The 15,254-nt window shown below is 41.3% G+C and carries 6 protein-coding genes; 2 read left to right on the top strand and 4 right to left on the bottom strand.

The window, feature by feature from the left end; all coding sequences use genetic code 11:
- Position 1: 1 nt before the first annotated feature.
- The 4 genes from AAW12_RS21605 to AAW12_RS21590 are packed head-to-tail and all read right to left on the bottom strand — an operon-like array spanning position 2 to position 8,666.
- A complete protein-coding gene (locus AAW12_RS21605; RefSeq protein WP_046675754.1) occupies positions 2–2,473 on the bottom strand; it encodes a glycoside hydrolase family 2 TIM barrel-domain containing protein in 2,472 nt (823 codons plus the stop codon).
- A gap of 37 nt (positions 2,474–2,510) precedes the next feature.
- The gene (locus AAW12_RS21600; protein WP_084823280.1) at positions 2,511–3,956 is read right to left on the bottom strand and encodes an alpha-L-fucosidase; all 1,446 of its coding nucleotides are present in this window, start codon (positions 3,954–3,956) and stop codon (positions 2,511–2,513) included.
- Positions 3,957–3,981: 25 nt separating this feature from the next.
- Positions 3,982–5,550, bottom strand: coding sequence for a RagB/SusD family nutrient uptake outer membrane protein (locus AAW12_RS21595; protein ID WP_046675753.1), 1,569 nt, complete (start codon positions 5,548–5,550; stop codon positions 3,982–3,984).
- A gap of 26 nt (positions 5,551–5,576) precedes the next feature.
- A complete protein-coding gene (locus AAW12_RS21590; protein ID WP_053003921.1) occupies positions 5,577–8,666 on the bottom strand; it encodes a SusC/RagA family TonB-linked outer membrane protein in 3,090 nt (1,029 codons plus the stop codon).
- 365 nt (positions 8,667–9,031) lie between these two features.
- On the opposite strand from AAW12_RS21590, the gene AAW12_RS21585 reads away from it, so the two are divergent.
- On the top strand, positions 9,032–11,869 hold the full coding sequence (locus AAW12_RS21585; RefSeq protein WP_046675752.1) for a triple tyrosine motif-containing protein: 2,838 nt from the start codon (positions 9,032–9,034) through the stop codon (positions 11,867–11,869).
- A gap of 265 nt (positions 11,870–12,134) precedes the next feature.
- On the top strand, positions 12,135–15,236 hold the full coding sequence (locus AAW12_RS21580; protein WP_046675751.1) for a SusC/RagA family TonB-linked outer membrane protein: 3,102 nt from the start codon (positions 12,135–12,137) through the stop codon (positions 15,234–15,236).
- Positions 15,237–15,254: the final 18 nt, after the last annotated feature.

Below are 15,254 nucleotides of genomic sequence, written 5' to 3'. Positions count from 1 at the left end.
GTTATTTTTCTATCGTTAACAAGGTACTTTTTGATCCTTCCATCCTGCCTGATACCACAGCGCTTCCCGAAGGCAGTCGAAGCTTAATCAATGCACGACCATTGTAGGCCTGCACTTTTTTCGACCCCGTAGAAGTGCCTTGGTCGACGATCAACTGACCATCGCCGGTCGAACCAAAATAGATCCAATTCTTTGCATCGAGACAGGGGGTATTGGTATTATCCACAATTTGAGCTTGCACAGTGATCATATCGCCTTCCGTGGCAACCTTTTCCACAAGAAGTTTTGCCGGTTTACCCCACTTTTTTGTCTGATACTGCTGTTCAATTTCATCCACGAGAATTTCCCGGCCGTTTTTCGCGACAGCTTTAATCTGATTGCTTCCTTCGTTCAGTTTCACCATCCAGCGCAAACCTGCCGCTGGAAAATCTTGGCTATTTCTTTTCTTTAGTCCTTGACTTTTGCCATTGACAAAAAGCTCAACCTCCTTGGCATTGGAATACACCTTGATCATTTTCGACTCGTCTTTTTCACCCCAACGGACTGGCCAGCTATGGCCATAAAGATGCAACATTGGCTTTTCGGTCCAATACGACTGGAATACGTAGTACGATTCTTTTTTGGTAAAATCCCGTTCAACAACACCCTTCTGATTGACATAAGGCACAGGATTGTCTGGCCGGACCGGAGTTGAAAAATCTTTAAATGGCCAGTAGGCTGTTCCGGTAAGCCAAGGCATGGTTTCCTGTTCCTTTAAGTGCCAATCGATGAGATTACAGATGTAGCTTTCACTCCAATCGCCATCTTTAGAAACGCGTGCTGCTCCGCCAATGAGCGACGCATCGCCTGCACGTTCATCTGTTGTACCATCACCTTTGATTTTAGCTAGAGCACGGTCAGGGTCCTCTGCATGTCGTCTTGCATGACTATCCCCGCCCCATTCCACATGAAGGAAATGCTTTACCTTTTTCATTTCTTCTTCGGAGGCTGCTTTATAGTCGGTATAAACGCCTCTATACCAACCCGCCCAAATGGACGGCGAGTAAACATCAACAATATCTTTACAGAAATCACAACGTCGTATCGCTGTTTTCCGGCTTGGGTCCAATTGATGAGCTAAGCCATTGAGTTCACTCATATAAGCTCTTATCTTCGCCTGATCAAACTCCGTAAAATCACCGGGCCAATCATTTTCGTTGCCGAGGCCCCAAATAATGACCGATGGATGATTATAATGCTGTTCAATCATATTGGTTAACATCCGTTTTCCCTGAAGCTGATAGACCTCTCCACCTACTCCACCTCTGCACCATGGAATCTCTTCCCAAACCAAAATACCCAGACTATCGCAGGCCTCAAGCACTTTACGACTCTGCTGATAATGTCCCAAGCGTATAAAGTTTACACCCATCTCTTTCATCAGGGTCATCTCCTGTAAGATCTGATCGTCAGTCATTGCTGCAGCAACTCCGGCATGGTCTTCATGACGATGGGTACCGCGAAGTAAAAGTCTTTTCCCGTTCAGCAGAAAAGGACCTTTTTCTTTAAACGCTACATGTCTAAAGCCAAAGACACTCTCTTCCTTAAATACTTGTCCATTGCTTTTGATTGTCGTAACTAAACGGTATAAAGCCGGTTGATCAGGGCTCCAAAGCTGTGGCTTCTTGACCATGAATTGTCCAAATTCAAGATTTAATGCTCCCTTATTAACCTGTGGTTGCTGGGTTTGCACGATTTTTCCAGCGGGGTCGTAGAGCCGCATTTCGACTTCAAAATTAGTCTGAGCCGAAAATGGCATCAGTCGTCCACGGACGTTGGCTACCCCCTGCCTGCCATCAGCCCCTACTGACGCCTCAACAAATACACGTTCCAAGGCTGTCTGCGGAACATATTTCAGGTTTAGATGTCTGTAAATACCGCCATAGACATTAAAATCAGACAGATTGGAGGGGATCATTTCTAAATCACGCGAATTATCCACACGAATTGAAAGCGGTATTTTACCCTTAAACTGTTTTTTAAAAGCAGCTGTTTTTTTAAACTTTTCAACCGCATCCGTGATGTCCACAGTCCATTCGTCGTATCCGCCAACGTGCTCCCCAACTTTAATTGTATGGATATAAACAGCTGTCTTTTGTCCGGCTCCTTCAAAATGAAGGAGGGTGTGACCATTTAAATAGGGATTATCGATCTCCAGCGATTTTCTATACCAACTTGGTCCCTGATAATAATTTATAGCTGGATCAACAGCGTCCAGCGCATTATAACAATGCGGTAGATCTACCTGCTGCCACAATGGAACAGATTCGGGATTACCGGCTCCCACCGGTCTTACAGCTTCCCAGATTCCACCCAGATCGCTCTTTAAGAAATCCCAGCCATGATCAATCCGCTTAGCTTCTTGAGCGTGGAGCTGAGCAACTCCAAAAGTCAACAACAACGCAACTATTTTATTCAATCTACTTTTCTTCATTATGCTATTTTAGTATCTGCTTTCCATCTTATCGGCCTTACTCGTCCAAAGCTCCAGTTTTCATGTTCTTTGCTCCGGGCCCTTTTTCGCGCTTAAATTTGCCAGCCACTTCGATCTTAATCACCGTAGCAACAGAATCAATGGCCTGCTCAGGCACGGCAATCTGAATACCATTGGCATTCGATTTTACCTTTAACACTTGATTATTGGCTAAAAGGCTCGCTTTTAAAACTTTATTTTCAATCGGAAGTTCAACTATTCCATTTTTTGGCCAGTCAAATACAGAGACATACAAATAAGTCCGCTTTCCATCTTCCTTTAGGGTACACCGCCCCCATTCAAATGGCTGTAAAGGACTGCTCTTGGTTGCGTAGATCGCTTCACTATTGGTTTTCATCCATTTGCCAATTACAGCCAAACGTTCTATACTCTCCTGTGGAAAGGATCCATCGGGTTTTGGACCAACGTTCAACAGGTAGTTTCCACCTTTGGAAGCAATATCAACGAGATTGCGGATCAAGGTTTCGGCAGACTTCCATTTATGATCCGATGTGCGGTAGCCCCAAGTACCGTTCATGGTCATACAGGTTTCCCAATGTTTGCCTTCGAGTTCACTCCAATCTGGAATTTTTTGCTCCGGCGTTTTGGTATCGCCGGGGAAATTAGGCCGTTTCAATCGATCATTTGTGATAATATTGGGTTGTAATGCCAATTGCTCCTGAAGCATATTTGCGGCTTCGTCGGTCATATTGGTTGGCGTATCCCACCATAGCACAGCAATATCGCCATAGTTACTCAACAATTCTTTGACTTGAGGTACAGATACATTTTTGATATAGTCACTAAAACTCGCTGTTTCTTGTTTGGGATCCCAATGGCCATGATGTGCTAGCGTGTAGTCATCGATACGGGTTGAATCTGGATTAGGCCAGCCTTCTCGCATTAACTTACGAGCAGCCGATCCACCAGGGTTATTCCAATCCTGCGCCTGTGAGTAATAAAAGCCAAGTTTTAGGCCATATTTTCGGCAGGCTTCGGCCAAAGGTTTCAAGACGTCTTTGCCATAGGGCGTAGCGTCCACCATATTCCATTTGCTCGCTTTTGTTTCAAAGAGTGCAAAACCATCGTGGTGTTTGGCCGTGATAATCAAATATTTCATCCCCGCATCTTTCGCCATGCGTACCCATTCGTCTGGATTATAAGCGATGGGATTAAATTGTTTCGCCATAGCCTGATATTCATCAACTGGAATTTTTGATCGGTTCATAATCCATTCTGCTCCACCACGTGCCTGTTCGTGTCCCTTATAAACACCGCCGAACTGTGCATATACGCCCCAATGGATAAACATACCAAACCGGGCTTCCTCCCACCATTTCATGCGTACACTATCTGGTAAGTGATTTACTTGCGCATACAATAATCCCGTACTCGTTCCCATGATGAGGATAAGTGCCAGCAACATTTTATATATAGCTTTCATACCTAAAATTTTCACAGTTCTTCATTTAGAAACCTGGTGTTTGTTTAAAATTGTCATTACCTAAACTTTTGGCCATATCTACCTCAGATTGAGGGACTGGCCATAAGGTATCTCTTGCCATAAATAACCGTGAAGCGCCATCTGGATCCTTGGTTTTATCCATCACCTCTTTGATTATCCCCCAGCGTTTCAAGTCAAAATAACGTTGACCTTCCAAAGCCAGTTCAATCCGCCGTTCATGACGGATAATATCGCGGAATTCATTTTTTGTCAAGGAACCGCTAAACTGTACGAGCGGCATTTTCACATCAGCCCTAGATCGTACTTTATTCAATGCATCGACAGCAGTCTGATCAGGCCCTGCACTTTCATTCTTCGCTTCTGCATACATCAATAAAATATCGGCATAGCGTAAGAATACCCAATCCTGATCGCTTTGTGTCGCGTAGCTTGTTGGCCATTTCGATTCGTTGATATACTTTCTCGGTAAAAAACCACCCAAAACGCCTTCGGCAACGGGATCAAAAGCAGAAGATGCTGTGGTACCGCGCCATACACCGCGGTACATGATTGTCGACTTCAACCGTGGATCTCTATTTTCGTAAGGGTTTTTAGCATCATAAACTGTCGATTCTTTAATATCTTTTCCATCGATGGCATAATAAGAATCAACTAGATACCCTAAAGGTTGTATGGTCTTCAGATAAGAATACATCATATCTGCTGGGCTATACATATTGGGTGGTAAAAATCGAGCGGAGAACATGATTTCGGGATTATTATTTTGTCCAGGTTTTCTAAACAGATCGCGGTATCCACCCTGATAGATCGAAAACTTGTTTTCATCCATAACAATCTTCGCTGTTGCAGCTGCCTCAGCCCATTTTTTCACCGTCAACAACACCTTTGTTTTGTACCCCAGTGCAGATCCCCGCACAGCATGTCCTTTATACCCTGTATTTGGCAGTTTTTCACTCGCATAATCTAAATCTGCCAAAATCGCTTCGATAATGTTGGTTTTAGGTGTTCTACCGAGCCGGATACTCGCATCATCCATACCCAGAGGTTCTAAAGTCAATGGCACATCACCGTACAGATTAGTCAACAAAAAGTAGTAATGGGCGCGGATAAAACGAGCCTCTGCTTTATAGCGGTCACGGTCCTGCTGGCTCATGCTTGTAATACGGTCAATATTGGCAATCAATTTATTGCATGCTGCAATGGCCTGATACGAAATCTCATACCCCTCAGATTGCATGCCGCCAGTTGTCGAGGAGATTCCGGACCGCGAAATAATATTGAAATTATTGGAGGTACTGGATACAAAGGCATCGTCTGAAAGCCCATCCCAAAACATACTTGCTCCACCCCAACCACCACGTGCATTGGATGAAGACGTCGAATTGTATCCTCGGCACAGAAATTCATAACAGCCCGATAGTGCCAAATCAGCATCAGTCTGCGTTTTCCAGAAGGTTGATTCCGAAATTTTATCCGTTGGATTTTTATTTAAAAAATCTTTTGTACAGCTACCCAGTGAAGCTAGCGCTGCTAAGCTTAGGTATAGATATGTTTTTTTTACGCTATTTTTCATCTTTAATTTTTTTAGTTACCCCTAGATTAGAATGTGATGCTCGCTCCAAATGCGAATACTTTATTCTGAGGATGAGTCACATAACGCCCTGATGTTGCACCACCGCTTGACGAAACGCCACGTTCGGGATCTAAACCAGGGAACTTGGAGAATGTGAGCAGGTTATCCGCCGCAAAATAAATGCGAAGGCCAGAAATACCAGCTTTGGATAAGGTGCTTTGTGGAATAGCATAACCTACCTGAATATTTTTTAGACGCAAGAAGGATCCATCTTTTAAAAAGAAAGTCGATGCAGTCCGTACGTTATTTGCCGCAGGCGTATTTTCAGCACCCACTATTGGAAGCGATGCATTCGGATTCTCTGGAGTCCAAGCGTTCATCCAGTCGCGAGTGAACGTTCCGCCTTGCCTAAAGGGCACGATTCCCCACTCACTCACAAATATTTTTTGTCCCTGGGAACCAAAGAAAAAGGCTGTAAAATCAAAATTCTTCCAAACAGCCGTCGCATTAAAGGAGTAATCGAAATCTGGATACGCACCTGGCACGACAATACGATCATTATTGTCCACAACTTTATCTCCATTAACGTCAGCAAATTTCAGATAACCTGGTTGCGCCGGAATCTGTTGCACTGGAGAAGCTGCTACCTCCTCCTTCGAACGGAATATGCCCGTGTTCTCCAAAAGGTAAAAACTACCATAAGGTAAACCTTCCCGGATAATGGTATTGCCCGAGATACGTTCGGCTCCATATTTCATCACCTTGTTGCGATTGGCCTGAATATTTCCATTGAGGGTCAGCGATACCGCTCCAATTTTATCACGGTACTGAAGGCCGAGCTCTATACCTCTGTTACGCAATTCACCATAGTTTACGGTCGGTGCAGTCAGCCCAATATAAGAAGGGAAAGCCGTGGATGCGGATAAAATATCGGATGTTACTTTGTTATACCAATCAAAAGAAGCGGTCAATTTGTTATTCCATAAACCGATATCTACACCGAAATCCAAGACTTTGGTACTTTCCCATTTGATCCGGTCATTGGCCATTGCGACCTGACGAGCTCCCTGTTGGAGCGTTTCATCAAAAGGATAAGCAAAAGAGGAATTGTAAACAATCTGATACGGATAGTTACCAATATTTTGATTACCCAATGTTCCAATGGAGGCTCTTAACTTTAGTTCATTAACAACTTCTTTCAATTTTGGACCAAAAAAGTTTTCATCCGAGACTTTCCAGCCTCCAGATAATGAAGGGAAAAACGCCCATTTTCTATTTTCAGGAAAACGTGAAGAGGCGTCATAACGCGCATTCCCTTCGAGTAGATACTTGCCTTTGTAGTCATAGTTTAATCGACCATAATAAGACCTCAATGACCACTCATTGGTGACACCGTTATTTGATTGTTGTCCAGCTCCGCCACCATCGAGCTCAAGCAGGTCATTGTTGGGAAATTGCAACCTACTTCCGAACAATTTTTGTGTTTTATTATATTCTGCCTGGGTTCCTGCCAGTACTTTCAAGTTATGATTTCCAAAAGACTTATCGTAAGTCAATTGCGTATACCCGACTGGATATACATTGTTGTCGTCTGTTACTTCTAGCCCCTGACCACCTACATCAAGTTGTCTGGCGGGTAGGTCATCCGGTTTGGCGAACCACATATATTGATTAATCACAGGTTTGTTGGTATAGTTTTTTGTAAAACCATACGTCAACCCACCGCTCGTCTTCCAATCCAGTCCATCCAATATTTTCACATTTAAAAAAATATTGCCTTGCATAAAATAATTGTTCAGTCTTGTAAATGCATTTTCAGCAACTGCAACAGGGTTTTTATTTGGGGATTGAAAAGGATATGCCCGAGACGAATAACGACCACTACCATCTGGTAATACAGGTCCATAAAGTGGTGATTGACTAATGGTAGACAAAAACTGATCTTCACTACCATTTCTAGGATATTTCCGATCCCCATAATTCAAGGTAATACTTGAACCAAAACTTATCCGATCATTTATTTTAGAGCCTAGATTAAGCTGTAGATTATACTTTTTAAAAGAAGTCCCGATCATAATATCAGGCTGATTGACGTAACCCAATATAACGTTGTAATTTGTTCCTCCGGCACCACCGCTTAAGCTTAAATTGTGCGTTTGCACCGGGACAGTTCTAAAGACAGCATCTAACCAGTTAAAATCGGGATATAATCTTTTATCTGTTGCATTTTTGTAGGCATCAATCATCTCCTGGCTAAAGGAAGCATTTGGATTTGTGACACCCGAGTTTTTATTTGCCTGATTATACAAGGTCATATAATCAACGGAATTATATACGAGGTCTGGAAGAGCTGAGGCCTTGGTAATTCCGACATTATAATCGTAGCTCAGTTGTGTTTTTCCAGCTTTACCCTGTTTTGTCGTCACAAGAATGACTCCATTTGCTGCTCTTGCCCCATAGATAGCAGCTGAAGCGGCATCTTTCAATACGGTGATATTCTCGATTGCTTGGGGATTCAAATTTTCCAAACTACCAGGGATACCATCTACGATAACCAGTGGAGCAGAAGAGGCGCCGTAGGAACCCAATCCCCTTACCTGGAGATTCACATTTTCATTCCCCGCTTCTCCCGATCCTTGGGTAACACGAAGTCCGGGCATGCGACCTTGCAGTAACTGCGTTGGATTTGTAGCGATACGTTTGTTAAGCACCTTTCCATCGACAGCAGCAACAGCACCCGTTAGATTACTTTTTTTCTGGGTACCATAGCCTACTACAACCACTTCGTCAATCAGGCTACTGGACTCCTGCAGTACAAGATTAATGTGATCTTTCTTATCGACCTGGACTTCGGTTTTCTCTTTGCCTACCAGCGAAAATACCAGGACATCAATGTCTCGCGCAAGAATCTGATAATTGCCGGCCCCATCGGTTACAGTGCCGTTTTTCACCCCCTTTATTTGTACGGTAACCCCCGCAAGAGGCTCGCCTGTTGAGGAGCTTACTTTTCCGGATATCTTTATTTGCGACTGGGCAAGCACCGCCGGTGCAGACATGCTCATCAACGAAAATAAAAGCAACCCCTTACCTACCGTTTTGGTCATCGGTGTTATCATAGTTGTTTTGGTTTATTTGGTTATTTAACGAAGTAAATGAACTCAAATATCAAAAATCGTTCACAGCAAAAGGAGTATTTTTTGTTCAAATTAGTGGAATAAATGGCTTCATTCCTGATTTTCAACGCAATTAAATGGTTTTAAAAAAAAAAGAAAAATAAACCCCTTGGCAGCTGCTAATTTTTCTTCCAACAATCGATCGGTTGATCTTCAAAATAAGCTAGCGATCTGCCAGAGCATCATACAACGCTAGAGATTATCAATTTTGCAATAAAATCGATATATTGCCCACAAATCAATTTAAAGTGAGGGAGTCGATGACAACAAAAAAATATAGGAACGTCTATATCTTTTGGTTTTGCAGCATGTTATTTTTTTTACTGCCCGAGGGTTACTGTCAAACAATCATACCCACAGGTACGCCTTTTGTCAAACAATACAAAAAAGACCAATACAAGGCTGGAAATCAAAACTGGTCTTTGGCAGTCGACAAAGATGGTCGTATTTATAGTGCCAATACCGAAGGCCTATTGCAGTTCGACGGACAATATTGGCGCATCTTTCCGCTTCCTAATCATTCCACGGTAAGAAGTGTCGCAATCGGTAAAGATGGCAAGATTTACACCGGTGGAAGAGGTGAATTTGGCTATTGGACTTCCAAACCCTTTGGAAACTTGACTTATCAAAGTCTCTCTAAGCTGGTACAGGACAAAACCTACTTTCCAAACGAAGAAATCTGGAAAATCATTGTAGAAGACCAACGGGTATTTTTTCATACATTTTCGAAATCCTATATCTGGGAAAACAATCGTATACGGCAATTAACGGCTAAAGGTGAGCCTTTTTTATTTCCACATCAGCTCAACAATAAATTATTTTTTGAACAGCTGCCAAGTGGCCTGCATGAATTTAAACAGGATAAATTAATTCCTGTAAAAGGAAAAGATGTCTTGAAAGACAAAAATGTACTTGCCATCTTACCTTTCGACGCAACGACATCACTTATTGCCACCTCGCGAAACGGCCTCTACCTGATGAAAGCCGATGGAACAATCCTACCCTGGGCTGCTCCGGCAAATCAGCTCTTAAGCCAGTCACAAATAAACAATGGCTTATACCTCTACGATGGACAATATGCTTTTGGCACTATCCAAAACGGTGTTATTATCACCAATAAAAATGGGCAGGTCATTCAACATATCAATAAAAACAATGGTCTCCAAAACAATACTGTACTCAGTATTGTCAAGGACAATCAGAAGAATATCTGGGTGGGACTGGATAATGGTATTGACCGTATTGAAATCAATTCCCCATTATCATTCTACACTGATTTTGTCGGAAAAATAGGTACCGTTTATACATCGATAATCTATCAGGGAAAAATCTATCTTGGTACTAATAAAGGCTTATTTTCAAGTGAATGGAAGGGATTGACCAATTACAATTCATTAAATTTCTCTCAGATTCCAAATTCGAATGGTCAGGTTTGGACATTAGCACAATTTGGTGATGAATTAATCTGTGGGCATAATGACGGAACCTTCAAATTAGTTAACGGAAAGCTCGAAAAAATCTCGCAGATTACCGGGGGATGGGTTTTCAAGCCTATTTTTGGAACCAAAAACATCCTTCAAGGCAACTATACGGGCTTATCGAAATTTACCTTTGACGGTATACATCTAGCGTTCGTTCAGCAGTTCACAGGCGTTAAAGAACCGGTTCGATTTTTGGCGCAAAAAGATAACCATGCCTTTTGGATTGGCGATTGGGGACAGATACAACTACTCGGACTTGATGCGAATTTCCAGCAGGCAAAGATTTTATTTTCCTCCAAACAGGATAGTATCGCTTCAAAGAGGCAATTTACGGGGATTTATACCTTAGAAAATAATCTAGTATTTGCTACAGACAGCGGATTTCTCCAATTCGACAATATTGTGAAAAAATTCAGCTATGCCGATGAATTAAACACAGCGTTAGGCAGCTATAAAAATTCAAATAAGGTCATACCGATCAATACAAACAGCTACTGGTTTATTCAGAAGACTAAAATTGCTAAAGTAGATTTTGACAGTAAGGGCGAATTGCATATTGACTCCAATCTGCTCAGTCCCTTACAGGATCGAATGATGAATAACTATGAAAACATTCTCCCGATTGAAAACCAATACTATCTCATTGGTTTAGATGATGGATTTGCGATCTATCGTCATGCCGATAAATCACAAAAATATACGTTGCCACTTCCGCAAATAGCACAACTTGTCAACTTGACAACAGGCCAGGCTATTATCCCAGATTCAGCGTTTAAACTATCATCATCGGACAATAATCTTAGAATTAGCTTTTCAAGTCCATATTATTCGACTTCGCCACTTCAATACCAATATTATCTCGAAGGTTACTCAGACAATTGGTCCGAATGGAGTGAAACTGCCTATCAAGATTTCACAAATCTACCTTATGGAGAGTTTCAAATTAAAATCAGGGCGAAGGACAACATGGGGTCAGTTTCGGAAGTCCAGACATTTTCGTTTACCATTCGGTATCCATGGTTTCTTTCTTGGTGGGCGAAGTTATTTTATACACTCGTCCTGATAACGCTCATCTATTTAGCTTACAGGTTTAATCTTCAACGGGAGCGCAAGCGTCAGTTTCAAATACGGCGAAAATGGCTAGAAGAGAAAAAGATTGCCTTGGAACGCGAAACAGAGCAAAAAGAAAAGGACTGGATTAAACTTAAAAACCAGCAATTAGAAGATCAGCTTCAATTAAAAAATAAAGAACTTGCCAATGCAGCACTCAATATCGTTTACAAAAATGAGATGTTGAACAATTTACACGCCGAGCTCAAACAGCTTAAAGATGCTGATGGCAACAAGCTGAGTTCGGATGAATTGAAAAAAATAAACAAGCTTATTGATGATGCCCATAACGACGATCGTGACTGGCATATTTTTGAAAGAAGCTTTAACGAATCACATGAGAATTTTTTCAAGAAATTGAAACAAGAGTTTCCTGATCTCGTCCCCAATGATCTGAAACTATGTGCCTATTTAAGGCTCAATATGTCGAGTAAGGAAATTGCCTCGTTACTCAACATTAGTACACGCGGTGTCGAGATTAGACGCTATCGATTACGCAAAAAGTTGGGCATTCCAACAGACAAAAACCTTTCTGAATTCCTGATGGAACGTTAAATTTTCATCACAGCCACTACATCATTACCACACACGAGCTTTAGTGTATAAAACACACTAAACCTCGTGTTATTTCAGTAAAAATAACAACACAAAATACTGATTATCAAAAATATAAAATACAATAAAAGGTAACCTGAGCAAGCCAAAATTTCATGTAGTAGTGATGTGAATATGTTAAATTTTGGCAAAGTTGTACTACATCAACATATTTGCTTCAGGGAAATAACCAACGTATTTTAAACAAACACCAAAAATTAACGATATGAGGAATCTATCCGCATTATTTTTGACATCCATGGTCGTATCGGTTGCCTATGGACAAACTTCGGTACAAGGAGTGGTCAAAGATGGCACAAGCATGATATCCATGCCTGGCGTCACCATTAGTATCAAAGGGAAAGCAGTATCTACAAAAACCGACGCAACGGGGAAATTTCAAATCAATGCCTCTCCTACCGACTCACTGGTCTTTAACTTTCTGGGTTATCGCACACAAACGGTATACATTGGTAATCAAACGCAACTCAATGTATTCTTAGAAAATCAAAATCAAGCATTGGAAGAGGTTGTGGTTATCGGTTATGGTACACAAAAGAAAGCAGATCTGACAGGATCGATCAGCTCCTTGAAATCATCCGATATCACGAAGCAACCTGCCATGTCGGCGATGCAATCCATCCAAGGTAAAGCTGCAGGTATCAATATTATTGCAAATGAAGCACCGGGTTCCTCTCCCAATGTCATTATCAGGGGCTTAGGAACTGCATTATCCGGACGGAATCCACTCTATATTGTCGACGGAATTGCACAAACAGATATTAATAATATCAACCCATCCGATATTGAATCTATGGATGTTTTAAAAGATGCATCCTCCGCATCTATTTACGGTCTTCGGGCGGCTAATGGCGTCATTATCGTGACGACGAAGAAAGGTAAAACCGGAACAACAAACATCAATTATGAAAGCTTTGCGGGTATAAAAAACGTACTGAACCGCGTGAAAATGGCCAACGCTGATCAGTTTAGAATATTTGCAAATGAATACCTCACCTCGACCAATGGATCTTACCGCTTAGCAGAGAATCAAAAATATAATACAGATTGGTATGACGAATTATTACGTACAGGTTCTGTATTTAATAATGCTGTTAATATTTCTGGTGGAACTGAGAAAGTTGATTACTTCGTATCAGCAAACAATTATACCGAAAATGGTATTCTTGATGGCTCCAAATTTGTAAGAAATACCATACGCAATAACAACGTATATAAATTTTTAAACAATCGCCTAAGGTTCAGCCAAAATTTAAATCTTACATTAACAAATGCAACACCTAAGCCTTATAGTGCTTTCACCACGGCTTACCGTCAGTCGCCACTTGCGCCCGTTATGTTTGATAATGGCCGTTACGGTTTAGGTCGTGTAAATACAACAACAGGTGTCGCTGGCATTGAGGCAGCACCAGGCCAAGCCATCGGAAATCTAAATTCTATTGGAAATCCAGTGTATGAGGTTTTACGCCAAAATGAAAGAACAAATACGCTACGCTTACAAGGAAGTTTTGAGGGAGAATTTAAGATTACAGATTATCTGAAAATCAATTCGCGTATTGGCGGGAATAAATTTTATTCGAAACAACGGATTTTTAATAATGTAAAAGATCAATGGTTAAATGCTAATACTTTATTGAATGAATCTGATTTCATCAAATTAAAGGAAAACAATCCAAAAGCGCTTGATTATGTAGACAACAGCTTGAAATATGAAAATCTGGAACAATTCCGCTGGTCTATCGAGAATTTCTTAACATTTAACAAGAATTTCGACAAGCATCATATTGAGGCGGTTGTGGGGATGTCGCGTGAGAAATACGACATAAACAGCATGAGTAGCCAAACGGGTTATAATGTACCTGAACAAGAGCAATACTGGAATATTAATCTTGCAAAAGGAACAACCAATTATGGTATTGTTGCGCTACAAACCTCTTATACTCCGAGGGCCTTAGCTTCGTATTTTGGACGTTTGCAGTACAATTACGATAGCAAATATTATTTAACGGCAACATTGCGTAGAGATGGATCAAGTGTTTTCCGTAATACAGGAAAATACTGGGGCACATTCCCATCGGTGGGATTAGGTTGGACGGTAACCAACGAAAGCTTTATGAAAGATGCCAGCTGGATTAATTTATTGAAAGTGCGCGGAAACTGGGGTAAATTAGGTAACCAAGATATCCCATTAAATGTTTCCACAATTTTAACAAGTCCAGAAAGTTCAAATTATAACTATGTTTTTGGTCCTGAACAGAATATGGTTTACGGAAGTGCATATGGTACTCCAGCCGTAAATCTAACCTGGGAAGTAACCAGAGAAACAGGCGCTGGCGTAGACTTTGCGTTTCTAAACAATCAGCTTTCAGGATCCATTGACTACTATCATAAGCTGAATACCAATACTATTCTTGATGTCACACCGACTTACACCTCTCCATCCGAGAAAAACTTCTATGCTCATGGTGCTAAAGTATTAAACCAAGGTGTGGAAGTGGCCTTAAATTGGAACAAAAGCATAAGTCCGGAGTTCAGTTATACATTCGGTGTTAATTATTCATACAATAAAAATAAAGTAACGGAAGTGGTTCCGGCTTATGACCGTGCTACAGGAGGAAGTTTAAATAATGGGGAGATTACCAAACAGCTTCGCGTTGGACAACCGATCTATGGCTGGTGGATGTTTGAGGCAAATGGTGTCTTTCAAGATGCGGCAGATGTAAAAAATTACCCATCGTTTGGCGCTGCAAAACCTGGCTATCTGAAGTACAAGGATCAAAATGAAGATGGTGTCATCGATTCCCGCGACAAGGTTTTCTTTGGATCATTTTTACCGACTTCAACATATGGTATCAATGTTGGTGTTAATTATAAAGCTATTGATTTTAATGTTTCCGGATATGGTGTCGCAGGCAATAAGGTTTACAATGGTTTAAATAGCGTTCGTTCAAATGCAGGTGAGAACATCGCGTTATCAACTTTTGAAAATCGCTGGACTGGCGCAGGTTCAACCAATGAGCATCCTGGCGCAGAAAGAGCATATTGGGCTTCGAGTTATTTCCTTGAATCGGGCGCTTATTTCCGTATCAATAATATCACCGTAGGATATACTTTCAACAACTTATATAGCTCGAGATCTAAACTAAGATTATATGTTACTGCTCAGAATCCATTTATGTTTACGAATTATAGTGGTTTCTCTCCTGAACTTGCAGGCGACGGTAGTCCAAATTTAACTTCTGGTATTGAGCTTTCAGCTTATCCAACGACACGTAATTTCTTATTTGGACTTAACATGCAATTTTAATCACCTTAGTTTTGAAGA

The organism is Sphingobacterium sp. Ag1 (assembly GCF_000988325.1).
Lineage (GTDB): Bacteria > Bacteroidota > Bacteroidia > Sphingobacteriales > Sphingobacteriaceae > Sphingobacterium.
The sequence above is the reverse complement of the archived record's forward strand: the minus strand, read 5'-3'. Positions and strand labels throughout refer to the sequence as shown.